We start from the raw sequence: 24,372 nt of genomic DNA, 5'->3' as shown, positions 1-24,372 counted from the left end.
TAGACAAATTACTGATTGTACACAAATTCCACTGTACTGACCTGACGTTCAGCTCGATAGATAGCAACGCGGGACGGATACCCGTCTGAACGATAGGTGTAATCGTACTGCCAACGGATGCGCCCCCCTTCCGAATTAGTTGAATAAGCCGTAGCGGTGTTGTTAGCTGTGGACAAATCAAGGCCATTCAAATCGCCAAAGTCGAGCGGTTGAACATCGCCGGTAGTACGGAACGGGTTCGGGTTCTGGTCATAGCTGTAGCGAACCGCTTCCCATCGGTTGTTGAGCAGCCCTGTTCGGCGGAGGGTCACATGATCTGAGTCGTCGCGACGGTACAGCGTGTACTGACTCAGAGTGCCTTTCTGATCCGTTTTCTCATCCCAGATTAGCAAACCGTCCGGGTCGAATCCTAACCGGGATACGATTGTGCCGGGTTTCTGATACCCGTCGAGAAACTCAATAGCGGTCGTTTTTTGAATCCAGCCAGCACTATCCGCCAGTGTAGTTACGGTGCTGGGCCGCAGATCGTTGTTACGTGGATAGCTCGTCAAGGAATTGACTTCCTTATTGATCTCCGCAACAATCCTGGCGGGCTTTCCGGTCTCATAGCTATAAGTGAATTTTTTATAAATATGCGTTCCATCGGTATAATAATCGGTTCGTTCGGCCAAACGCCCCTGATCATTGTACACATAGTTGCGAATGGGTCGACCGTTGTAAAGTACCCGGGTTAACCGGAGCGACGTATTGGGTTGGTTAGTGACGCTGTATGGAAACTGATGCACCGTATTGACAGCACCAAAGGTGGGTCGATAGGTAGCGATTGAATCGGGTAAGAGTGGGTCCGACGACTGCCGGGTGGCTGCCAGGGCCAGTTGCTGGTCGGGCTGAACGGGCTCATCGCCCCGAGACTGACAGCCCATTTGTAAACCAGCCAAAACAGCTAACGAGAGAAAAAGACGCTTATCCATGGCTTTACTGAATTAAGGTTTCATGCGACAAGGTGTCTTTATACAACGCATTTCGGGCCGATAGGTTGTATTTTTTGCCGTACAATAGCCTGTGTTTACTTATCCTATGGTCCTGGTAGGATCGTTGACGGCTTGTGGACTGGGTTAGGTCGTTAGTCTGACCATGTTGGCATACAGGTATTCATCTATACCCTGAAATGTAGGTATTCCTATAAGCCGAATATAGGGGTTCTGCTATTTCTGCCGCCGGGGCTGTCGGCCAACTTTGTATCGTTCACTAAAACAAAATCTGAGCGATGAAAACCTTACTGCTTTCCCTTTTAGTTACTTGTTTATTAGGTGTTTCGGCTGTTCATGCCCAACGGAAAACAGCGAATCGGACTATGGATGAGATCCTGACCGATTATGTTCGGGCCATGGAAACCAACGATACGGCGATGTTGGCCGACTGCTTCCATTCCAGTGTATTTCCGCTTTTCGAAACGACCCGGCAGGCGTTTGCCAACCAGATTTTTGCGAGTGTCAACAAGATTGGGTTTGCGGTGCATTTTGAGCGGGCGCCCTATCAGACCATAAAAAAAGAATATACTGCGAATCAAATCGCGTATCAATCGCTTGGGATTGTCTGGAAAGCAAGCTGGCGCGTAAAAGCGGGTTCAAAAGACGGCCCGGAACTGAAGAAAATGGCAGAGATTTACCGATCCATGTACAAGAATATGCAGGAGGTCTACCAACTGATGTATAATATCCCCGCCGATGTGGAGCTGGTATCGCTCAATGAAAAGAAAGGGGAGTTAGTTGTGTTACAGCCCGAAACGAATCTGTTTGTCTATGAAAAGTCGAAACACGAATGGCGACTGGTTCCGCGTACCTATTCGGCCCTGCAAATGATGTCGACTACTTCGTCAACAAAACCGAAAACAGCTAAAAAGCGGTAAAGGGCAAGCGTCATAACTTGCCCGGTAGGGAAGGCCAGTCGACTCACTTCTGTTTCAGTAGCTGATCCAGTTTTTGTTCCAGAGCTGCCTGCTTTTGTTTCAGCGTCTGTAGTTCCTGTTGCTGTTCCTGATTTGTTTTCTCCAACTGAATACTATAAAGAGTCAGTTCCTCTACTTTTTCCAGCAGGGTAGCGTTCATTTTAACCAGGTCAACGCCATTATCAACTACTTGTTGGGCCGAAGGAACATTGGGTAAATGACCGTGTTGCTGAACATAATCGGCAACAACAGATAAGGGACGTAGGCGGTACGATGGGCTAAACACCTTATCACTCCATTCATTGGCATGATTGATACGGAGCTGATAGCGAGCTTTGACCACATCTCCTTTTTCATTGACGGTCAAAAACTGATCGGTAGCCAATGCCGGTTTGCTTTGGCTGGTCAGGTTCGTTAGCCGTAACCCACTGGCGTCAACCGTCTCACTGACCACTTCCAGCCGGGTGGCTGGGGCGGAGGTGCCGATACCAACATTTACCTGATTGCCTAAGATCAATGAATTACTACTGGCAACGCGACTGTTGGCACCAATAGCAATAGCATTCTGTAGGCCATCGTCTGCCTGACTGTTATATCCCATCAGTACGTTATCATTGCCATTGGTGATAGTTGTGCCAGATGTGGGGCCAATAATGATATTGTTATTACCTGTGGTAACATTATAACCTGCCTGATAACCCATGAAGCTGTTGTTACTACCTGTCGTAACGTTATAGCCTGAACTACTCCCTATGAATGTGTTGTATGCGCCAGTCGTACTATTAGATCCGGCAGCGGCTCCAAGGAGTGTATTATGCCAACCCGTACTATTTAGAAAGCCAGCTCCAAACCCTAAAAAAGTGTTGTCAGCTCCCATGCTGTTTTGATAGCCTGCATTTAAGCCAATGAAGGTGTTGGAAAACCCCGTGGTATTCAGAAATCCAGCATGAAAGCCTATAAACGTATTTGCTTCACCAGTGGTATTATTCATCCCCACTTTGGAACCCACAAAAACATTCCCTGATGCTTTATTGCTGAAACCTGCTGAATCGCCGATAGCTACAATATTATGTCCAGTTTGATTAGAGTAACCAGCTAACGCCCCTATGGATATATTACCATAACCGATAGAGCTACTGAAGCCTGCCTGATAACCCATGTAGGAATTTTGTATACCTGAGGTATTCCAGAAACCGGCGTTCACGCCTATAAAAGCATTATTGTTTCCTGATGTGTTAAAGTTACCCGCAGTTTTACCCACGAATGTATTGCTGTATCCTGTTGTATTATAAAAACCTGCACTTTCGCCCAAAAATATATTATTGCTGCCAGTGGTATTAGTATAACCTGTATTTGCACCTATAAATAGGTTAGAATTACCTGCCGAAGTATTTCTGCCTGCGTTGGAACCGAAAAAACTATTTTCTGTGCCTGAAGTCAGTGCGTTGCCAGCATAAGAGCCTGTGATGGCATTACTTTGCCCGCTTAAGCTACCGTTTCCCGCACCGATACCTATTATTACATTAAACAGACCTGGCTGGCTAACAGCCGGAGAAGTAGCAATGTAATTATTTTGTGCTAGTAATGTGTGGCTTATAATGGCAAGGAATAGGTAAACGATATTTTTCATGGGGGCAATATGTGCGAATAAATCGTTAGGGTATGAACGGTAAAATTTGCTCTAATTATAGGATGAAAAAACATGTAATTTGTCTATTTTTTGTAGGATATTTTTTTAAAAGAGTCACAGAGATCAAAGTGTGATGATTGATATTCGCCAATGGTACGTTCGATTGACGACGCTTTATCTTCTGTACTCTCAGTAAATCTTATCCCTTTCAGACTTCATGAAATAAGCGAGCGAATGTTCGTTGCCCTTCAGTATCAATGACAAATCGCATGAAAAAAGTAGCGTTACTCTGTCTGTGCCTGTTTGTGTACACAACTACCAAGGCCCAGCAGAAGGGCGGCTGGAATGGTAAACAATGTGCCGTGGTCCTGACCTACGACGATGCCCTACAGGTTCATCTGGATAATGTGATTCCGGTGTTGGATTCGCTGGGTCTGAAAGGAACGTTCTATCTGTCGGGGTATTTCCCAGGGTTTGTCAACAACCTGACCCGCTGGAAAACCGCTTCCGATAAAGGGCATGAACTGGCCAATCACACCCTGTTTCACCCCTGTGCGGGCGATCGACCGGGCCGGGAGTGGGTCAATCCCAATTATGATCTGAGCAAATACACCGTAAAGCGGATGACGGATGAAATGAAAATGACCAACGTTCTGCTCAATACCCTCGACGGACAGAAAGCCCGAACCTTTGCCTACCCCTGTGGCGATACCAAGATTGGCGATGTGGATTACTACAAAACCGCTGAAGCCGATTTTGTAGCCGCCAGGGGAACGACCAGCGAAATGAAACCGATTACCGAAATCAACCTGGCCGATGTTGGTTCCTATGCCATCAATGGGCAGTCGGGCGAGCAGTTGATCGAGCTGGTCAAAAAGGCACAGGCCAGCGGGTCATTGCTGGTTTTTCTGTTTCATGGTGTGGGGGGAGGGCATTCGTTGAATGTGGCCTTGCCAGAACATAATAAACTCGTACGGTATCTGAAGCAAAATCTGGGCGATATCTGGGTGGCTCCGTTTATCGACGTTGCGTGGTATGTAAAAAGTAAGCAGGTAAGCCAAAAATAATGTAGTCATGACTCGTAAGCTCCTGCCTCTGCTTTTGTTGGCCTGTTCGTTCACAACAGTAGCTCAACGGGTATTCATTCAACAGACTGAACCGTCTGCACAAAGCCGATATGCAGCGGGTCAGCTTACCAAAGCACTCCTGGCAAAAAAATACACCGTTCAACAAGGTAAGGCTGGCTATACCGACTACACGATTCGGCTTGAACCCATCAATAGCGCGTTGGGATCGGAAACGTATAGGGTATACCGTCAGAGAAATCGGCTAGCGATTACGGGTGGTGATGCGCGAGGGTTGATCTATGGGTGTCTGTCGTTGGTCGAGGCCATTCAGAACGGGACACCGTTAGCGAAAATCACCGCCAGCAGCGAAAAACCCCATTTGCCGTTACGGGCCATAAAGTTTGACCTGCCCTGGGACACCTACCGTCACAGCTATGCGCTCGATTTGCATTACGACACCTGCCGGGATACCCTGTACTGGAAGGCGTTTCTGGATATGATGGCTGCTAATCGCTTCAACGCCCTGAGTCTCTGGAATCTGCATCCGTATACGTTCATGATCCGGCCACGGAATTTTCCAGCGGCTACTCCGTTCAACGATCAGCAACTGGCCGAATGGCAAGCGTTATTTCACGCTATTTTTCGGATGGCCAACGAGCGGGCTATCGATACTTATCTGATTCCCTTCAACATTTTTACAAGTCCTGAATTTTCGAAAGCGTACAACGTCAATCCAAAGCTCAACAATCTGGAACACCACCATTTTATCGATGGCGATACGTCGGCGATTGGCAAACGGTACACGCGTGAGTGCGTTACGCAGGTGTTGCAGGAGTACCCTGAACTAACGGGTTTTGGCCTGACGCTCGGTGAGGCTATGGGCGGCATGACGCCCCAGCAGCGTGAAGACTGGATGAAGGCAACCATCATTGAAGGTATGCGGCTGGCCGGACGAAAAACCAAACTGATTCACCGGATTCCGTTTTCCAGCACGACGGGTTCGCTGGGCATCACGAGCGTCGATACCGAAAAACTGACCCGCAAGTCGATCGAAAGTGAGGCTGCGTTGCCGTTTATTGAGGGACCAATCTGGGCGGACCTGAAATACAACTGGTCGCACGCACACTCGACGCCCAAACTTATAAAAGTACATGGCGGGAAGTTGTACGATACCTATTTCAATCCATTGCCCACGACTTACAAAATCACCTGGACGGCCCGAAATGAGGATTTTTTCTGTCTGCGCTGGGGCGTACCTTCGTTTGTACGGGCGCATATTGCGGCCAATAATCAAGCCTATGTGGGCGGCTATTTCCTGGGCTCAGAGACGTACATTCCGGCTAAAGATTACTTTACTACTCCCGGTGGCACCGTCGACTGGACGTATGCCTTCGAACGGCAGTGGCTGTTTTACAAGCTCTGGGGACGTTTGCTCTATAACCCCACCACGCCCGATGCTCTCTTCAAAGCCGAATTTGTCCGGCGGTATGGTCCATCGGCGGCTCCGTTGCTGGACGCGTATGCCCTGGCCTCGTCGACCCCGCTTCGGCTGGCCTCTGACTTTGATTTTACCTGGGATTTTTCGCTCTATAGCGAAGGCATGATGGCGTTTGATGCAGCCAAAAACGTATCCTATATCTCCGTCAATCAGCAGATTACCCAGCCAACCCTCGATCCAAACTATGTGTCGGTAGCAGATTATGTAAACGTGAAAAACACGGGATCAACATTCGGTCCCGAAAAAGTAACCCCGCCCATATTGGCCCAACATCTGGAAACCGATTGCCAGAAAGCCTTACAGTTGGTTAAATCGATCAATACCACATCGAATCGGTCGCTTTTGTATGAAGTAGCGGATGTGAAGGTTTGGGCCAATCTGGGGCTGCATTTTGCCGAAAAACTGAAAGGAGCGGTAGCCTTACAAACCTATCGAACCACCGGGCAGGAAGCGCAGAAACAGGCTGCTATTCAGCACTTAAAAGCGGCCCTCCGCTATTGGGATGAGGTGGTAGCCATTACGCGTCCACTCTACAACGACATGCCTTTGGTGCATCTGACCGAGCAAAAAGGCCACACCTGGGCCGAAAATAATCAACTCCGCTTCCACTGGGAAAAGCTCCGCCCCGACGTCGCCCACGACATCACCATCGCTGAACAGGCACAATTCTCCTCAAAATAGTCAGTTTTCAGTTTTCTTCAGGGTCTGTGAGGCTATCTGACTTTTCAGAAGAAATCTGGTATAATTCAATTTTTCAAAAAAATAATTAAAAAACGACTAAGTGTTTTTAATAGGCTGAATCGTCTATCCTGTAAGACGGACGAAGGCAGTAGGCCTATGACTTCGCTCGTCTGGCTATTCCACAAACAGATCCTGGTTTTTTGTCGCAGCGTACAAGCCTCTTACCATAACCTAGCAGCACAAACTACATAAACCCTGTACCATATGGAAAAATCAGTACGTATTCTACTCCTTCTGGGAGTAGTGATGGGAGAACTACATCCTGGCTTTTCCCAAACCCTGGCCCGAGCTGAACAGCTTCAGCTGAAAGAGGTCTATGCCAAAGCCTCAACAAAGCGATTAAAAGATGTATTGAAGAACTTACAGGATCACTATACTACCGACATCCTGTACATGGACCGTAATGTAGACGGGCTGACCGTTGCGGCCGATGCCGTCAACCTGAACGCCCGAATCGACGATAATCTGAGCACGATTCTGAAACCATTGGGCCTGCGCTATAAGAAGATCAGAAACGGTAGCTACGTGGTTACGGCGAAGGAATCGTCGGGCAAGGGTGAATCCAACAGTGCCCGACTTCCGATTGCTGGCCCGATCACCGAGATAAACCAGACGTTGGAGTCAACCACACAACTGCCCTTATTGGCCGCTTCGGCCGATGTGACCGCCGAAAAAGTGCGCGTGGCCGATATATCGGTTCAGGGAAAGGTGTCTGATGAAAAAGGAGAGGGCTTACCTGGGGTCAGTATTTTGTTGAAAGGCACGCAGAAAGGCACCACTACCGACGTTGACGGGCGGTATAAAATCGACGTCCCCAATGCCTCGTCTACGCTGATTTTTAGTTTTGTCGGCTATGCTTCGCAGGAGGTTGTGGTTGGTAACCGGACCAGCCTGAATGTTACGCTGGAAACTGACAACAAAACCCTGAGCGAAATCGTGGTCATTGGGTATGGATCTATCGAGAAAAAAGACCTGACCGGCTCGGTGGCCTCAATCGGCAGTAAATCGATTCAAGAAGTGGCCGTTCCCCGCGTGGACCAGGCCCTGATGGGGAAAATTGCCGGGGTGCAGGTAAAACCTGTTTCGGGCGAACCGGGTGCGGCACCTCAAATTCGAATTCGGGGTATCGGTAGTATTTCGGCGGGGGCCGGGCCACTTTATGTGGTCGATGGTTTCCCAATTTCCAGCATCCAGACGTTGAACCCGAATGATGTGGAAACCATCGACGTGTTGAAAGATGCATCGGCCACGGCCATTTACGGATCGCGGGGTGCCAATGGGGTTGTGATTATCAATACCAAGCGCGGTAAGACGGGCAAAGCGGCTATCAATTTCAGTTACCAATTCGGGTTTCAGAAAATAGCCAAACGGCCCAAACTACAATCGGGTCTGGAAGAAGCGCAGCACTACTACGACGGCGTTCGGAACCGAAATCTGGACGAAGGCAACGATGTATCAGGCGATCCGCTCAAGTGGAAGGCGCCCGTTCCGCAAACCATTCTGGATGTACTGTCGGGCAAGATCACGACGAACGAAGACCCACTCGATGCTATTCTGCGTACAGGGCCTCAGCAGCAGTATCAGCTAACGGCTTCGGGCGGCAGCGAGAATATCCGCTACGCCGTTAGTGGTGAGTACTTCAATCAGGATGGGATCATTCTGAATACCAACTTCAAACGGTATTCGGTTCGGGCCAATATCGATGCGAAACTGGCCCCCCGGCTTACGTTGAAAGTGAATCTGAACCCATCCTACACCGATAAGTTCAATGTAGGTGGTGTAGGTGCTGAAGATGTCGCGACGTACTCGGATATTACCAACAATCCGCTCTATAACGCGCTGGTTATTCCAACCTATCAGTCGTTATACAACCCGGATGGCAGCTATTATCCATTTGGCAACGGACTGGATGCAGTGGTGACCAGCAAGAATCCACTGGCGCTGGCCAATGAGATAAAGGCCCGGCAAAAAGGCATTGGCTTTCTGGGGAATACCTTCATGGAATACGCCATCCTGCCGAACCTGAAGGTGAATGTGATGCTGGGTATCAACCTGATGAGCATCAAAGGGAGCTACTTCAAACCCCAGATGGCGGCTTTCCTGAACGAGCTGGCCAGTGGTACCGACAATGCATCGCAGCGGCTCAACTGGATTACAGAAACCACCGTGAATTATACCAAGAGCGTTGGCAAGCATAACTTTACGGGTCTGTTAGGTTATACGACCCAAAAGGAAACGTTCGAATCCAACACGCTGACCAGCAACCGCTATCCCAACAACCTGGTGCCTACGCTGAGTGCCGTGAGTGGTATCCTGACGGGTGGTTCGTCGAACGTAGCGGAATGGTCTTTGCTGTCGTATTTAGGCCGGATCAATTATAACTATAACAGCAAGTACTACGCAACAGCTTCGTTGCGGACGGATGGCTCCTCGCGCTTTGGGTCACAAAACAAGTATGGTGTTTTCCCATCGGTAGCGCTGGCCTGGCGGATTTCGGACGAGGCTTTCATGAAGGATATTCGAGCCATCAACGAATTGAAACTGCGGACCAGCTACGGCAAAACCGGGAACAACAACATCGGTAACTACGATCACCTGGCTACGATCAATTACGAAAAGTACGTGCTGGGCGGAACGGGCGTAGGTGGCTACTCACCCGGTCGCTTGGCGAACCCAAACCTGACCTGGGAAACCCAGCAGCAGATCAACGTGGGTGTCGACGTTAGTTTCCTCAATAATCGGCTGGCGCTGACCCTGGATCACTTCCGGTCGAAAAACACCGACCTGCTCCTGAACGTAAACATCCCCGACATTACGGGCTTCAATACCGCGCTCCAGAACATTGGCGAAGTGCAGAACACGGGTTGGGAAATTACCCTGAACACGGTGAATACGCAGGGCGCTTTCAAATGGCAGACGGCCCTGAATTTCTCGATGTACAAGAACAAAGTGACGCGCCTGGGACCCTCCGGCGACCCGATCATTGCGAGCCAGGGCGGAAATATTACCATGATTGGGCAGCCGATCGGGATGTTTTATGGCTGGCTGACCGATGGGATTTTCAAGACCAAAGCCGAGCTGGACAAAGGGCCAATCTGGAACCCCGGTGGACGTGATGCGTCGCGGGTGGGTGATGTCCGGTTTGTGGATGTCAGTGGACCCAATGGCGTGCCAGATGGGATCATCAATAGCTTCGATAAAACCATCATGGGCTCACCTTACCCCGATTTTTACTACGGCATGACCAACAGCTTCTCGTATAAAAACCTGAGCCTGAGCGTCAGTTTGCAGGGGGTACAGGGCAATAGTGTGTTGGCCTTATCGCGGGAACAACTGGCCAACGACCGGGCCCGGTTCCGGCAGTATGCCTTCATGAACAACTACTGGAAGTCGGAATCGGACCCCGGCGACGGGTATTCGGTACGGCCCAACGATGTGCCTACCGGCAACTTCAGAGGTACCTACAGCCAGCGCTGGCTCGACGATGGCTCCTACCTTCGGATCAACAACATCGTGTTGGGCTATACACTCCCTGAACTGATCGCGAAAAAGGCGAAGCTCAGTTCGGTACGCCTGTCGGTAACGGCCAACAATCCCTTCCTGTTCACGAAGTTCATTGGCTTTAACCCCGATGTGAGCCGGACCGATAGCCCGCTTACCCCTGGTAACGAGCGGTACGACTACCCAACGGCAAAAAGTATTCTGTTCGGCATCAACATTGGTTTTTAACCCTTTCTTTTCCAATGAAAAAGACAATTTCTCTGGTGGCGCTGGTCATGTTGCTGACGACCGCTTGCCGAAAGGATTTTATCGAAATTCTGCCCGTCGATACCGTCACGGTCGATGTGCTGTATAAAACCGACAAAGACTACCAGGATGCGATTATTGGTGTCTACGGAATCTATCAGGATCAGTACGCCAACATGTACTACTTTGGCGATATCCGGGGCGACGATGTTTGGGACGAACTGGTGAAAGGTACCGCAGGCGCAATTGATAATTTTACCCTGGCCAACGACGATCCTTTGCTAATAACCACCTGGCGGAATTACTACAAAGCCATTACGCGGGCCAACACTATTCTGGAGCGCATTGCTACGGCCGATGCATCGATCACCAACAAAAATCGGCACATTGGCGAAGCGGAATTCCTGCGGGCGCTGGCTTATTTCGACCTGGTTCGGATTTTTGGCGATGTGCCGATGGTAACCAAAACCCTTAGCATCGAAGAATCGTACAAAACTCCGCGTGAGAAGGTCGATAAAATATACGACGAGGTCATTATCAAAGACCTGCTCGATGCCGAAAGTAAGCTACCCGCCAGCTATGCCGGTTCGGAAGTAGGGCGGGCTACGAAGGGAGCGGCCAGAGCGTTGTTGGGAAAAGTATACCTGACCCGGAAAGATTTTACCAAAGCGGAAGCCAAACTTCAGGAGGTGACCACGATGGGCTATTCTCTGCTGCCCAACTGGGCCGACCTGTGGGATTACAACAAGAACGAGCACCACAGCGAGTACATTTTCGACATTGAGTATGAACAGGGTTTAGGGGGCGAAGGCAGTATTTACACCAACCGATTTACACCCAAGGTGACGTCGATGATCGCGTTCTATGGCATTGCCGGTTCGGTCGATGATCAGAATACGCCCAACCAGGTGCTGTTCGATCTGTTCGAAGCTAAAGACAAACGGAAAGATATAACCGCCAGCCGGGGGTATACCGATGCAACAGGTAAGTTTATTCCGCTTCTGGTTTCGTCGAACAATATGTCGGCCTATACCCGCAAATACATTGTTAAAATCAGTACGGCCAACGATAGCCCGGCCAATTGGAAAGTGATCCGCTACGCCGATGTGTTGCTGATGTATGCCGAAGCATTAAACGAAAACGGTAAAACCGCGCAGGCACTGCCTTATTTGAATCAGGTTCGGACGCGGGCGGGTATCGATGCGCTGGCAACCAGCATAACGCAGACGGACCTGCGCGATCAGATTGTGCTGGAACGCCGTCGGGAGCTGGCCTTTGAAGGACATCGCTGGTTTGATTTAGTGAGAACAGGTCAGGCGCTTAAAGTCATGGAGAAGTACGGAATGAAAGCGCGTAATATCGTATTCCCGATACCCCTGGCACAAATTCAACTGATTAACGACCGTACGATTTTCCCACAGAATCCGGGCTATGATTAACGTTTGCTTTTTGTCATTCCTCACAGACTACGGTGAGGAATGACAAAAAGGATTTTCAGGAAACCGTAAACAGGTTCATCATTTATCTATAACCAAATTAGCCTTTTAACCTTTCTTGTATGAAGACGACAAAAACCGTTTTTTCGCTCCTCTTGTGCGGTATACTCTTTATATCGGCAACCGCTTGGATCACCGCTTCGAAAGATAAATTGGGCACTAATCCCACAAAACCTACGAAACCCGCTCCGAAAGTACAGCGCCTGCTCTACGTGGCAACACCAGGTATTCGGAACTATCTCGGCTATGGTGGGCATGGTATTCAGGTGTTCGATATTGACAATAATCATAAGTTTGTCAAGTTCATCAAGATACCCGGTGGTTTGTTAAGAAAAGACATGCCATCTCCCACGGGTTCGTCGAAAAAAGGCGTTCCATCCAATGTGAAGGGTGTCGATGTGAGTCTGGCCTACAATTGTATTTATATCAGCACGCTGGAAGCCATTCAGTGTATCGACCTGGTTACCGAAAAAACCCTCTGGGAAAAAGAATATGAAGGTGGCGTTGACCGCATTTCGATATCGCCCGATGGCAAAATTATTTATGCACCATCGCTCGAAAAAGCCCACTGGAACGTTGTTGACGCTAAAACTGGTGATGTGATCACTAAAATTGTTACCAACTCAGGTTCGCACAATACGATTTACGGCCCCGATGGGAAAGAGGTTTATTTGGCAGGCTTGAAATCGACTATGCTTAATGTAGCCGATACCAAAACACATACCGTTTCCCGGCAGGTTGGTCCATTCAGTGCCGATATTCGTCCCTTCACGGTCAATGGTTCGCAGACGCTCGTGTACGTGAACGTCAACGGATTACTGGGTTTCGAGGTGGCCGATTTAGTGACAGGCAAATTCCTGCATCGGGTCGTGGTCGAAGGCTGGAATATGGGTGAAGTAAAACGGCATGGTTGCCCCAGCCACGGCATTGGCTTAACCCCCGACGAGAAGGAGCTTTGGTTGTGCGATGGGCATAACTATCGGTTGCACATATTCGACAACACGGTAATGCCGCCTGTGCAGAAAACAACCATAGCGCTAAAAGACATGCCCGGCTGGATTACGTTTAGTCTGGATGGCAAATATGCGTATCCGGCAACGGGTGAGGTTATTGACGTAAAAACGCGGAAAATCGTGGCGAATCTGGAAGATCAGGATCATAACGATGTACAAAGTGAGAAAATGGTTGAAATTCACTTTAGTGGAGGTAAGCCTGTTGCCGCCGGTGACCAGTTCGGTCTTGGTCAGGTGAAAAAGGTGACCAAGAACTAGGTCTCAGTTTTTGATTCAGGTATCCCAGTGTCTATGTCCTCACAGACACTGGGATACCTGAATCAAAAACCGTAAATAGAATCCCGTAAACCCTTTAATCACTCCGTGATGAGAAAAATGGATGTTAACCGCTCGTTGGCCTTATTGGTCGCTATGGTCTTGTTGATGAGTGTTTCGGTACGCGCCCAGTCGGCCGAAAGCTGGACGGGGAAAAAGGCCGACCAGTGGTTTGCCAAAATGGACTGGCTGGGTGGGCTGCCCGCTAAACCCGCCGAGGTAATCAATAAGGAAGAGTTTGCCCGGCAGTACCATGGCAATAAAGCGGCCTGGGACAAAGCCTTTGCGTTTCTGAAAAATACCGATTTCACCCGGCTGCGTCCCGGCAAATACCCCATCGACGATGAAGCGGTCTATGCGACCATTTCAGAAGGCCCACCCCGCGAAATCTCCAACGACAAGTTTGAAGCCCACCAGAACTACAGCGACATTCATTTTGTGGTAAAGGGCAAAGAGCAAATCGGCATCATCCCGGTCGAGAAAGTAAAATCGAATCTGGTCGAGGCATACAGCCCGACTAAAGACATTATGTTTTATACCACCGATCAGGGGAAATTCTACGTAGCCGAACCGGGCATTTTCTACATCGTTACGCCCAAAGAAGCCCACAACCCCGCCAATAAAGTAGAAGGCTACGACGGAGTCAAAAAAGTAGTAGTCAAGGTTCGGACGATTCCGTAAGCGTGCTCTGCTCCGTATTTTCAACCCATTCGCAGTCTTTCCCTCAGTACCATTTACGATCCCCTTCTATGGAATTAGTGTTTCTGGATACGAAAACCATTGGTGATATTCCGAATCTGAATCTGCTGGAGAAATTTGGTCGGGTGACGTACTACGAAACCACCCAACCCGATCAAACGCTGGGTCGAATCAGGGATGCCGATGTTGTTGTCTCGAATAAGGTGGTGCTGGATAAAGCCATCATCGAACAGTCGCCTAAGCTAAAGCTGATCTGTATTGCCGCCACTGGCACCAACAATGTTGATAAAGAAGCGGCTGAAAAACGAGGCATTCCGGTAAAGAACGCCATGGATTATTCGACGCAGAGCGTTACCCAGGGCACGTTTGCCATTCTACTGCACCTACTGGTCAATGTCCCCTATTTTGATCACTATGTGAAAGACGGTGAATACGCTAAAACTGATATATTCACCCATTTTGGACCGGGTTTCTGGGAACTGGCCGGCAAGCGATTTGGCATTGTTGGCCTGGGGAATATTGGTCGGCAGGTAGCCAAAATTGCGTATGCGTTTGGTTGCGAAGTGGTGTACTACTCTACGTCTGGGCAGAATACTCAGCAACCCTATCTGCGACTGGAACTGGATGAGTTTTTACGAACCTGCGATATTGTTTCTATCCACGCCCCTTTAAACGAAAACACGGCCAATTTTATCAATTACGACCGATTGGTCCAGATGAAAAAATCGGCCATTCTGCTCAACGTAGGTCGGGGGGGTATTGTCAACGAAGCTGATCTGGCCAGGGCGCTGGACGAAGGGCTGATTGCGGCCGCTGGTATCGACGTGTTTACCAAAGAGCCCATTTTGCCCGATAATCCACTTTTGCACGTAAAACATAAAGAGCGACTGGCCCTCACACCCCACGTCACCTGGGCCAGTATCGAAGCCCGAACGCTGCTGATGGAGAAGGTCGGCCAGAACATCGAAGCGTTTTTGAAAACGGAGTCGTCACTAGCTAACGCGTAAATAGTGCTATTAATCACCAAGTAGGTCAGGTCAAAATACATTAGCTTTTTTTGTCATCCCGACGCAGGAGGGATCTTTGGGTAAGGCTTAAAAGCTTCCGGCTACAGAAGATCCCTCCTGCGTCGGGATGACAAAAAAAGTATTTGACTATTTTAGGTTGAGTTCTTACATAACTAGTATATGAAAATTAGGGCAGCCGTATTACACGAAATGGGCAAGGAGCGCCCCTACACCACCAGCAAACCACTGACGATTCAGGAACTTGACTTACAGGCACCGCAGGAGGGCGAAGTACTAGTAAAAATCAGGGCCGCCGGACTGTGCCATTCCGATCTGTCGGTAATCGATGGGAACCGCCCGCGACAAATGCCGATGGCACTTGGGCACGAAGCCGCTGGTGAAGTGGTCGAGCTGGGGCCGGGTGTTCATGACCTGGCTGTTGGCGATCACATCGTGTTTTCATTTCTGCCCATTTGCGGCCATTGTATGCCCTGCATGACCGGACGCCCGGCCCTTTGCGACAATGGATTGGCTGCCAACAACAAAGGCGAATTAATGAACGGTGGCATGCGCCTGCAGGATGAGCACCAGCACCCGGTTCATCACCACATGGGCGTGTCGGGTTTTGCCGAATACAGCGTGGTATCGCGCAAGTCCATCGTAAAAATCGACCCAACCCTACCCTTCGATATTGCCGCCCTTTTTGGATGTGCCATCATGACGGGCGTAGGGGCGGTGATCAATACGGCCAAACTGACCCTTGGCCAAACTGTACTCATTACGGGCATGGGCGGAATCGGCTTTGCTGCGTTGCTGGGCGCGTTGGCCGGTGGGGCCAGTAAAATCATTGTGGCCGATGTTAACAAAGACAAACTTGCTAAAGCTCTGGAACTGGGTGCGCATCATGTGGTCGATTCGTCGGAAGCGAATGCCGTTGAGCAGGTGAAAGACCTGACACGCGGTGGGGTCGATATTGGATTCGAGTTTGCTGGGGTGGTTCCTGCGCTGGAGTTTACCTATAACGCAACCGGGCGGGGTGGCAAAACCGTTACGGCTGGGTTGCCGCACCCCAGTAAGATGTTGCAATTGTCACCAACTAAGCTGGTGGCCGACGAACGTACACTGCAGGGTTCATACATCGGCAGTTGTGTTCCGGCGCGGGATATTCCGGCTTACATTTCACTCTATCAGGCTGGTCGGCTGCCCGTCGATAAACTGATGACGCACAAAATCCGTCTGGACGATATAAACGAAGGATTTGAACGACTGGCGAAGGGAGAAGCCATTCGCCAGATAATCACTTTTTAACGATAAACATGATGACCACTTCCGAAGACCGTATGGCGTTGAATTCGCTTATTCGAACGCAGGGGTATGTGAACGGCCAATGGGTGAATGCCGCCAGTGGGAATACCTTCGACGTAACCAACCCGGCTACGGGCGAGGTAATTGCGTCGGTTACGGATATGGATCAAAGCGATGTGCGACAGGCCATCGAAGCGGCCCACGCAGCCTGGCCTGCCTTCCGTGAGCTGACGGCCAAAGAACGGGCTACGTTGCTCAAGAAATGGTTCGCGCTGATTCTGGAAAATAAGGACGAACTGGCCCGGCTCATGACTATGGAGTGCGGCAAAGTGATCTCCGAAAGCCGGGGCGAAGTCGATTATGGCGCGTCGTTCATCGAGTGGTTTGCCGAAGAAGCCCGTCGAACCTATGGCGATGTGATTCCGGCCAATACCAAAGACAAGCGGCTGGTTACGATCAAACAGTCTATCGGAGTGGTCGCTACCATTACGCCCTGGAACTTCCCGCTGGCCATGATTACCCGCAAAGTGGGTCCGGCGCTGGCGGCTGGCTGCCCGGTCATTGTGAAGCCCCCTTCCGAAACCCCATTGACTGCTTTAGCGGTCGCCGAATTAGCCGAAAAAGCAGGTTTTCCACCGGGCGTGTACAATACCATCACTACCTCAAAAAATGCGGAAGTTGGCCTGGAGCTTTGCGAAAACAGTAAAGTCCGCAAGCTATCATTTACTGGTTCGACAGCTACGGGCAAGCTCCTGATGAAGCAGTGTGCGTCGAATTTGAAAAAAATCTCACTCGAACTCGGGGGTAATGCACCTTTTATTGTCTTTGAAGATGCCGACCTGGATGCCGCTGTGAAAGGTGCTATGGCGTCGAAGTTTCGTAATAGCGGCCAAACCTGCGTATGTGTCAACCGACTGTATGTGCATGATGCCGTCTACGATGCGTTTGTCGAAAAGCTGTCGAAGGCGGTAGGTGCCTTGCAGGTAGGGAATGGGCTGGACAGCCAGTCGCAGATTGGGCCGCTGATCAATGAAAAAGGGCTTGATAAAGTAAAACGTCATGTGGCCGACGCGTTGGCTAAAGGGGCTCATGTGCAAATGGGTGGGCATGAACTGGACGGCCTGTTTTTTCAGCCAACGATCCTGACCGATGCTACATCTGATATGATCATTGCTCAGGATGAAGTGTTTGGCCCGGTAGCACCCATCTTCCGGTTTACCGACGAACAGGAGGTGATTCGGCAGGCAAACGATACGCCTTACGGACTGGCAGCCTATTTCTACAGCAAAGACATTACCCGTTGCTGGCGGGTGGCCGAAGCGTTGGATTACGGTATGGTGGGCATCAACGAAGGCATGATTTCGACCGAAGTGGCTCCCTTTGGGGGTGTTAAAGAATCCGGTATTGGGCGGGAAGGCTCCAAGTACGGTATGGACTACTTTACCGAAATCAAATACATGTGCTTTGGCGGCCTGTAAAGTCCTTTGATTGATAACGGTTACAAATGAAGGCTTTGTCATCCCTCCTTCGTCGGGATGACAAATTCGCCAGTAAACCCAAACGAAACATGACTGAGCCCATTTACAAGAATAAACCAACAACCGTGAGTCGTACATCGCTGATTCGCCAGTTGCTGCAAATCCCCGTCATCGTAGCGGCACTGGGGTACTTCGTCGACATCTACGACTTGCTGCTGTTCAGTATTGTTCGGGTGCAAAGCCTGAAAGACCTTGGGGTTGGTGATGCGGATATGCTACCCACCGGAATCTACCTCATCAATATGCAGATGGCAGGGCTGTTGGTCGGGGGGATTATCTGGGGGATTCTGGGCGATAAGCGGGGACGGCTGTCGGTCTTGTTTGGGTCTATCCTGATTTATTCGTTAGCCAATATTGCCAACGGCGTAGTCACCTCGGTCGATCAGTACGCATTGCTGCGGTTCATTGCCGGTATCGGTCTGGCTGGCGAACTGGGAGCGGGTATCACGCTGGTAGCCGAAATTCTTCCCAAAGAAATCCGGGGGTATGGTACCTCACTGGTGGCGTCGGTTGGGCTGTTAGGGGCGGTACTGGCCTATTTCATTGCCGATATGTTTGCCTGGCGAAATGCCTACTTCATTGGGGGCGGTTTAGGGCTGTTGCTGCTGCTGATGCGGGTCAGCGTAATCGAATCGGGCATATTCACCAGTGTTAAAGAACGGGAAACGGTTTCCAGAGGCAACTTCATGAAGTTATTTTCGTCCTGGAGCCAGTTCAATAAATACATTCGCTGTATCCTGATTGGCCTTCCGGTCTGGTTTGTGGCCGGTATCCTGATGACGTTTTCGCCTGAGTTCGGAAAAGCCCTGCACCTGAGTGAACCCATCGTAGCGGGCAAAGCCGTCATGTGGGAATACATCGGCCTGTCGATTGGTGATCTGTCCAGTGGGATATTTAGCCAGTACATGAACAGCCGGAAAAAAGTGCTGGGGTTATTTCTGCTGCTAACGGCAGTGCTGGTGGCGGTCTATCTGTACGTGCCTTTTCAGTCGGCAGCGGTGTTCTATACCATCTGTGTAGGTTTAGGTGTTGGGGTAGGGTACTGGGCGTTATTTGTTACCATTGCCGCTGAGCAGTTTGGCACCAATCTCCGCGCTACCGTAGCGACGACCGTACCCAATTTTGTTCGGGGAAGCATCAACATCATGACCCCTCTATTTCTGCTTTTCAAAGGGGAGCTGGGGATTGTTAACGGAGCCGCTTTACTGGGTCTACTGACCATCTCCATCGCGTATCTGGGCCTGTGGAAAATGGAAGAAACATTTGGGAAAGACCTGGATTTTCTGGAGCATTAACCGCCTGCCTGATTGGTTCTAAAAGTAATTAACCATTGATTAGTAAAACCCATTTGGTATACTTCTTTGGGTAAGCAACGAAGTAAGCCTTACATGCCATGACTGTCGGACTTTTTATACCCTGTTACGTTAATCAGTTTTATCCCAACGCGGCCATTGCTACCCTGCAATTGCTGCAAAAAGTAGGGGTAAAGGTGGTGTACCCACCGCGTCAGACCTGTTGTGGCCAGCCGATGGCAAACTCAGGATTCGAACATCTGACGCAGGAATGCAATAACCTGTTTCTGGAAAATTTTGCGGAGTTCGATTACATCGTCGCCCCGTCGGCCAGTTGTGTATTGCACGTGAAAGATCACCTGCATTCGGACGAAGAGCCAGCTAAGGCGGAGCGGGTCCGCGCTAAAACGTACGAACTGGTAGAATTTCTGACCGATGTATTAAAAATCGATAAGCTAGCGGCTCGTTTCCCGCATAAAGTAGGGATTCACCAGAGCTGTCATGGGTTACGGGGATTGCATTTGGCCCAGATGAGCGAACTCAACGCGGCTCCGTTTTCCAAGCCGGTTCGGCTGCTGAATATGGTGGATGGTCTGGAACTGGTGACCCTGGAGCGCCCCGACGAATGCTGTGGATTTGGTGGTACGTTCTGCGTGGCCGAAGAAGCGGTATCCGTGAAGATGGGAAAAGATCGGGTGTCGGATCATGTCCGGCACGGGGCCGAATACATTACCTCGGTCGACCTATCCTGCCTGATGCACATGGAGGGGATTTTGCAACGGAGTAAAAGCGCCGTAAAAGCGGTACACATTGCTGAAATTTTAAACGCGACCCGGTAATGGAAAAAGCAGAAAAAGACCACGCAGCCCTGGCCGAAGAGTTTATCAAAGATGAAGAACGCGTCGACTGGCACGATGGAGCGCTCTGGTGGATTCGGCAAAAGCGCGATATGGCGGCCAAAAACATACCGGAGTGGGAAGCTCTACGCGAAGCGGCCTCGCAGATCAAAAACAATGTACTGTCGAATCTGCATGACTACCTGCTGGAGTTCGAAGCCAACGTAACAAAGAATGGTATTAAGGTCCACTGGGCAGCCGATGCCGAAGAGCATAATGCCATTGTGTATTCGATCCTGAAGGAAAAAGGCATCGAGCAGATGGTCAAGAGCAAATCCATGCTCACGGAAGAGTGCCACCTGAACGAATACCTCATCGAACGCGGCATCGACGTAATCAACTCCGACCTGGGCGAATACATTCAACAATTGGACAATGAGCCGCCCAGCCACATTGTGCTGCCCTGTATTCATAAACGCAAAGAGGAAATCGGAGAAATCTTCCACGAGCACCTGGGCACCGAAAAAGGCGTATCGGACCCGACGACGCTCACCCGGTTTGCCCGTCGACATCTGCGCAATGTGTTTGTGACCCGTCGGGCCGCCCTTACAGGCGTCAATTTTGCCGTAGCCGAAACGGGCGAATATGTAGTCTGTACCAACGAAGGGAATGCTGATATGGGCGCCCATTTATCGGAAGTCCAGATTTCGTCGATGGGCATTGAAAAGATTATCCCGCAGAAGAAGCACCTGGGAATTTTCCTGCGATTGCTGGCCCGTAGTGCTACCGGACAACCGATCACGATTTATTCGAGCCATTTCAAAAAGCCGCGTAAAGGACAGGAAATGCACCTGATCCTGGTCGATATGGGGCGAAGCCGTCAGTTGGGCCGTCCCGATTTCCGGGATTCGCTGAAGTGCATCCGTTGCGGAAGTTGCATGAATACGTGCCCTGTCTATCGGAAAAGTGGGGGGCTTAGCTACCACAATACCGTTGCCGGGCCCATTGGGGCTATTCTGGCTCCGAATCTGGATATGCGTAAACATGCCGATCTGCCGTTTGCGTCCACCCTTTGCGGTTCCTGTTCCAACGTTTGTCCGGTCAAGATCAACATTCATGAGCAGTTATATAAATGGCGGCAGGTAATTGTGCAGGAAGGGTATGCAGCCAATACAAAGGTGCTCGGTATCAAAGCGATGGCCTGGACCTTATCCTCACCCACGTCGTATTCGACCATTGGTAAAGCCGGACGGTGGGTTCTGAACAACATCCCGTTTGCGGTCAACAACAAATTCAATCCCTGGTACAAACAACGCGACATGCCCGACAGTCCGAAGGAATCGTTTGGAGAATGGTACGCGAAGCATGGAAAGGATGAGGTCAAATAGGTTTAAACTGACATTATGAGCACGAGAGAACGCATCCTGGCTGACGTGTTGAAAAATCAGCCTTCTGCCAGCCCATTGCCCGATATGAGTGCCTTTACAGGGAAGAATCAGAATGTTGTGCAAACATACAGTGAGGTGTTTACCGGGATTGGCGGCAAAGCTTTTCGGGTTAAGGGTTTTGCCGAAATCAAACATCTGATTGCCGAAAATTTTGATACGAGCCAACGCATCATTACGTCCCTGCCAGAGTTAAGCGATGTGTTTGAACGCCTGTCGATGGACATTGACCCGCATACATTCGATGACGTTGAGGTTGCCGTGATCGAGGCCGAACTGGCTGTTGCAGAAAATGGGGCCGTCTGGTTGCCCGAACAGCGCATGGGCCAACGTATTGTTCCCTACATCTGTCAGCATCTGGTGGTGGTTATCCCCGCCGAACGAATCGTTCCTACGCTCCACGAAGCCTATGCGAAAATCGGTGCGGGCGACTACGGCTTTGCCGCTTTTATTGGGGGGCCTTCAAAAACCGCCGACATTGAACAGGCATTAGTATTAGGCGCACACGGCCCTATCTCAATGACCGTATTTGTGCTGGAACAGGATACAATACTCAATACCGATTAGCAGTACACCGCAAAGACGCGAAGACGCAACGAGTAGTTGTTCATTCCTTGCGCCTATAGCGTCCTCGCGGTTATTTTTTACATCCATTTTACATTTTTGGCTATGCTAACTCACTTGATCTCCATTCGTGACAACCTGAACGAGACCTATTCCGACGTATATACTCATGAGGCCATCGATGCGCTCTCGGCCCTGGCCCCGTTTAACAAACGCATAAAAGAGGTGATGGACGCTCGAATGAAACGCCGGGCTGCCCGTCAGGCATCAAAAACCCGGATTAGTTTTCTGGACCCCGAGAGTCTGATTCCGGGTACATCCATCAAGGTGCAGGACGCTCGCGATGGGAAGTTCGAAGGAGCCCCGGTTCCGTCCGATCTACAACGGCAATGGATACAGGGAACCGGCCCGGCAGCCAAACCCAACGCACCCGTCGAGAGTAGCATCCGAAATGTGGCGTATGCCTTGCTGTCGGGGGCTGATGGCTGGATGTTCGATGGCGAAGACGCGCTGGGGCAGATTACTACCATGTCGCTCGATAACCAGCGGAATCTGAAACTGGCGATTCATAAAGATCCAATATTCCTGAAGGTAGCCGAACAGGTAGCGGCCGAAATGAACAAATGGGCCGAGTCGTTTCTGGGGCGAAAAACAATCGACAACTGGGAGGAGCAACTCAATTTCACCACCAAAATTTTCCGGGCGCGCGGCCTCCATCTTGATGATCGCCACATTCGGGATGGGGATGGTGTAGCCATGGCCGCGTCGATTGTCGATGCGACGTTGTATGTCGTAAACAATTATCAGGCGTTGCAACAGGCGGGTTCATCCATTGTGATGTACCTACCCAAAATCCAGACAGCCGAAGAAGCCGGAGTGTGGAACGAGCTACTTAGCGCGCTCGAAATCCATATTGGCCTGCCAGTTGGCACTATCAGGGTATACGTACTGGTCGAGCAGTTGGAAGCAACGCACCAGTTGATGGAAATTCGGGCGGCTTTGGGCAAGCATTTTGTCGGTTTCAATACGGGCCGTTGGGATTATATCAACAGTGTATCGGATGCGATGGCATGGGATAAAAGCTTCGTTAACCCGAACATCGAAGCCATCACGATGACCTACGGCTACATGCGGAATTACGAAGACCGCGTTCGCCGGGCCGTCAATACACCCGACAGCAACGGCAATTTTGCCCTTTGGCAGGGCGGTATGGAGCCGAATATTCCGGTAGGTTCCGAAGCGGGCGTATCGGCCAGTATGGCGAAGGCGGTGGCTGGTGCCGAGCGCGAACAGCGCGAAGGGGCCAGCGGCAAATGGGTGGCTCACTGGAAAATGGTACACATCGTCCGGCCCGTTTGGGAAAAGGTAGGCGAAGCCAATCAACTCGGGCGCTCGTTTCCGCCACTGACCTACACGCAGGCTGATGCCGATGGCTTAATCCTGATCGAACCGGCTCCCCGTGATATTCGTGGAGCGCGTAACCTGCTGAGTGTGGCTCTGCAATACGGGAATGCCTTTGGTCAGGGAATGCAGGCAGCCGCCCTGAAAGCCGCCGATTTCTTCGGCAACGACGATATTCTGTACCTGATGGAAGACATGGCCACGGGCGAAATCCGGTTGAGTATTCTGTGGGAATGGCTGCATAAAGGGGCTGTTCTGACCGAAGACGATCCTGACATTGGGGTTAAAGCGGGGGATACGTTTTCCGAATCCCTGTTCAATACCTTGCTGGAACAGGAATACGATAAGTTGCTGGAGGCTAGTAATAAAGACGTATTCGACGCATCGAAAACCACAACCTTGCCGATTGCAAAGGAAATCGCGACGGTTTATGTGCTCAGCCCTGAAAAAGCACCCTGGTTTATCGACCTGCTGAATATCAATCTGAATAATATGGACTTAGCAGAAGCACAGGACCGTATCCGGCTGTACATGGATACACTGGCCAGCGAAGGGAAACGCATCACCGAGAATCTCGATTTTGCTGTCAGCTAAGTCCTACATAGTCGAGTGTTTATCTAAGCGGGGGTATGATTTCTAGTTATTAGGAATCATACCCCCGTTGCTTTTAATGGAGTTTTAACCACTAGAAGCTTTTTTACCTGCTATATGCTATATATTATAAAAATTATGCAACCGATTGCAAATGATAAATTTATTGTGATATTTGTGCTAGGAAAAATAATACCGACTTTCGTCAACATACATATAGAGGCCGCTTAGCGTAATCG

General features: G+C 50.2%; 17 protein-coding genes. 15 read left to right on the top strand and 2 right to left on the bottom strand.

Going from position 1 to position 24,372, the window contains the following annotated elements:
• Positions 1 to 8 precede the first annotated feature (8 nt).
• Positions 9 to 971 carry a hypothetical protein gene (locus B153_RS0107705; protein ID WP_020596118.1) on the bottom strand — a complete coding sequence of 321 codons (963 nt, stop codon included), beginning with the start codon at positions 969 to 971 and terminating at the stop codon, positions 9 to 11.
• A gap of 296 nt (positions 972 to 1,267) precedes the next feature.
• Here B153_RS0107705 and B153_RS0107700 point away from each other — a divergent pair, with 296 nt between their 5' ends.
• On the top strand, positions 1,268 to 1,909 hold the full coding sequence (locus B153_RS0107700; protein ID WP_020596117.1) for a hypothetical protein: 642 nt from the start codon (positions 1,268 to 1,270) through the stop codon (positions 1,907 to 1,909).
• A gap of 43 nt (positions 1,910 to 1,952) precedes the next feature.
• Here B153_RS0107700 and B153_RS0107695 read toward each other — a convergent pair whose 3' ends face one another.
• A complete protein-coding gene (locus tag B153_RS0107695; protein ID WP_020596116.1) occupies positions 1,953 to 3,578 on the bottom strand; it encodes a beta strand repeat-containing protein in 1,626 nt (541 codons plus the stop codon).
• 269 nt (positions 3,579 to 3,847) lie between these two features.
• Here B153_RS0107695 and B153_RS0107690 point away from each other — a divergent pair, with 269 nt between their 5' ends.
• From B153_RS0107690 to B153_RS0107625, 14 genes are all read left to right on the top strand, one after another.
• Positions 3,848 to 4,645, top strand: coding sequence for a polysaccharide deacetylase family protein (locus B153_RS0107690; protein ID WP_020596115.1), 798 nt, complete (start codon positions 3,848 to 3,850; stop codon positions 4,643 to 4,645).
• 7 nt (positions 4,646 to 4,652) lie between these two features.
• Positions 4,653 to 6,824: a hypothetical protein gene (locus B153_RS0107685; RefSeq protein ID WP_020596114.1), complete on the top strand. Its 2,172-nt coding sequence runs from the start codon at positions 4,653 to 4,655 to the stop codon at positions 6,822 to 6,824.
• A gap of 264 nt (positions 6,825 to 7,088) precedes the next feature.
• Complete coding sequence (locus B153_RS0107680) at positions 7,089 to 10,613, top strand: SusC/RagA family TonB-linked outer membrane protein (protein ID WP_020596113.1); 3,525 nt, start codon at positions 7,089 to 7,091, stop codon at positions 10,611 to 10,613.
• Between the two features lie 14 nt (positions 10,614 to 10,627).
• Positions 10,628 to 12,070 (top strand): RagB/SusD family nutrient uptake outer membrane protein, encoded by a 1,443-nt coding sequence (locus tag B153_RS0107675; protein WP_020596112.1) that lies wholly within the window; start codon positions 10,628 to 10,630, stop codon positions 12,068 to 12,070.
• A gap of 119 nt (positions 12,071 to 12,189) precedes the next feature.
• A complete protein-coding gene (locus B153_RS0107670; RefSeq protein ID WP_020596111.1) occupies positions 12,190 to 13,398 on the top strand; it encodes a YncE family protein in 1,209 nt (402 codons plus the stop codon).
• 108 nt (positions 13,399 to 13,506) lie between these two features.
• The gene (locus B153_RS0107665; RefSeq protein WP_157634603.1) at positions 13,507 to 14,136 is read left to right on the top strand and encodes a NanQ anomerase/TabA/YiaL family protein; all 630 of its coding nucleotides are present in this window, start codon (positions 13,507 to 13,509) and stop codon (positions 14,134 to 14,136) included.
• 68 nt (positions 14,137 to 14,204) lie between these two features.
• Positions 14,205 to 15,161, top strand: coding sequence for a D-2-hydroxyacid dehydrogenase (locus B153_RS0107660; RefSeq protein WP_020596109.1), 957 nt, complete (start codon positions 14,205 to 14,207; stop codon positions 15,159 to 15,161).
• 180 nt (positions 15,162 to 15,341) lie between these two features.
• Positions 15,342 to 16,469, top strand: a complete 1,128-nt coding sequence (locus B153_RS0107655) for a zinc-dependent alcohol dehydrogenase family protein (protein ID WP_026261984.1) — start codon at positions 15,342 to 15,344, stop codon at positions 16,467 to 16,469.
• 8 nt (positions 16,470 to 16,477) lie between these two features.
• Positions 16,478 to 17,944 (top strand): NAD-dependent succinate-semialdehyde dehydrogenase, encoded by a 1,467-nt coding sequence (locus tag B153_RS0107650; protein WP_169518473.1) that lies wholly within the window; start codon positions 16,478 to 16,480, stop codon positions 17,942 to 17,944.
• Positions 17,945 to 18,033: 89 nt separating this feature from the next.
• Positions 18,034 to 19,299, top strand: a complete 1,266-nt coding sequence (locus B153_RS0107645) for an MFS transporter (RefSeq protein WP_026261982.1) — start codon at positions 18,034 to 18,036, stop codon at positions 19,297 to 19,299.
• A 98-nt stretch (positions 19,300 to 19,397) separates the two neighbouring features.
• On the top strand, positions 19,398 to 20,135 hold the full coding sequence (locus tag B153_RS0107640) for a (Fe-S)-binding protein (protein WP_020596105.1): 738 nt from the start codon (positions 19,398 to 19,400) through the stop codon (positions 20,133 to 20,135).
• Entirely contained in the window at positions 20,135 to 21,520 is a 1,386-nt protein-coding gene (locus B153_RS0107635; RefSeq protein WP_020596104.1) for a lactate utilization protein B, read from the top strand. The genes B153_RS0107640 and B153_RS0107635 overlap by 1 nt, the downstream gene beginning before the upstream one ends.
• Positions 21,521 to 21,535: 15 nt before the next feature.
• Positions 21,536 to 22,144: a LutC/YkgG family protein gene (locus B153_RS0107630; protein ID WP_020596103.1), complete on the top strand. Its 609-nt coding sequence runs from the start codon at positions 21,536 to 21,538 to the stop codon at positions 22,142 to 22,144.
• Positions 22,145 to 22,246: 102 nt separating this feature from the next.
• Entirely contained in the window at positions 22,247 to 24,136 is a 1,890-nt protein-coding gene (locus B153_RS0107625; protein ID WP_020596102.1) for an aldolase/citrate lyase/malate synthase family protein, read from the top strand.
• Positions 24,137 to 24,372: the final 236 nt, after the last annotated feature.

The organism is Spirosoma panaciterrae DSM 21099 (genome assembly GCF_000374025.1).
In the GTDB taxonomy this organism is placed as follows: Bacteria; Bacteroidota; Bacteroidia; order Cytophagales; family Spirosomataceae; genus Spirosoma; species Spirosoma panaciterrae.
Note: the sequence above shows the minus strand (reverse complement) of the source record. Positions and strands in the feature narration are given on the sequence as shown.

Excerpts from the sequence above, each read along its gene's own strand:
- B153_RS0107630 (WP_020596103.1), top strand. The coding sequence starts at position 21,536 with ATGAGCACGAGAGAACGCATCCTGGCTGACGTGTTGAAAAATCAGCCT.
- B153_RS0107660 (WP_020596109.1), top strand. The coding sequence starts at position 14,205 with ATGGAATTAGTGTTTCTGGATACGAAAACCATTGGTGATATTCCGAAT.
- B153_RS0107680 (WP_020596113.1), top strand. The coding sequence starts at position 7,089 with ATGGAAAAATCAGTACGTATTCTACTCCTTCTGGGAGTAGTGATGGGA.
- B153_RS0107645 (WP_026261982.1), top strand. The coding sequence starts at position 18,034 with ATGACTGAGCCCATTTACAAGAATAAACCAACAACCGTGAGTCGTACA.
- B153_RS0107665 (WP_157634603.1), top strand. The coding sequence starts at position 13,507 with ATGAGAAAAATGGATGTTAACCGCTCGTTGGCCTTATTGGTCGCTATG.
- B153_RS0107685 (WP_020596114.1), top strand. The coding sequence starts at position 4,653 with ATGACTCGTAAGCTCCTGCCTCTGCTTTTGTTGGCCTGTTCGTTCACA.
- B153_RS0107655 (WP_026261984.1), top strand. The coding sequence starts at position 15,342 with ATGAAAATTAGGGCAGCCGTATTACACGAAATGGGCAAGGAGCGCCCC.
- B153_RS0107670 (WP_020596111.1), top strand. The coding sequence starts at position 12,190 with ATGAAGACGACAAAAACCGTTTTTTCGCTCCTCTTGTGCGGTATACTC.
- B153_RS0107695 (WP_020596116.1), bottom strand. The coding sequence starts at position 3,578 with ATGAAAAATATCGTTTACCTATTCCTTGCCATTATAAGCCACACATTA.
- B153_RS0107625 (WP_020596102.1), top strand. The coding sequence starts at position 22,247 with ATGCTAACTCACTTGATCTCCATTCGTGACAACCTGAACGAGACCTAT.
- B153_RS0107690 (WP_020596115.1), top strand. The coding sequence starts at position 3,848 with ATGAAAAAAGTAGCGTTACTCTGTCTGTGCCTGTTTGTGTACACAACT.
- B153_RS0107650 (WP_169518473.1), top strand. The coding sequence starts at position 16,478 with ATGATGACCACTTCCGAAGACCGTATGGCGTTGAATTCGCTTATTCGA.
- B153_RS0107705 (WP_020596118.1), bottom strand. The coding sequence starts at position 971 with ATGGATAAGCGTCTTTTTCTCTCGTTAGCTGTTTTGGCTGGTTTACAA.
- B153_RS0107700 (WP_020596117.1), top strand. The coding sequence starts at position 1,268 with ATGAAAACCTTACTGCTTTCCCTTTTAGTTACTTGTTTATTAGGTGTT.
- B153_RS0107675 (WP_020596112.1), top strand. The coding sequence starts at position 10,628 with ATGAAAAAGACAATTTCTCTGGTGGCGCTGGTCATGTTGCTGACGACC.
- B153_RS0107640 (WP_020596105.1), top strand. The coding sequence starts at position 19,398 with ATGACTGTCGGACTTTTTATACCCTGTTACGTTAATCAGTTTTATCCC.
- B153_RS0107635 (WP_020596104.1), top strand. The coding sequence starts at position 20,135 with ATGGAAAAAGCAGAAAAAGACCACGCAGCCCTGGCCGAAGAGTTTATC.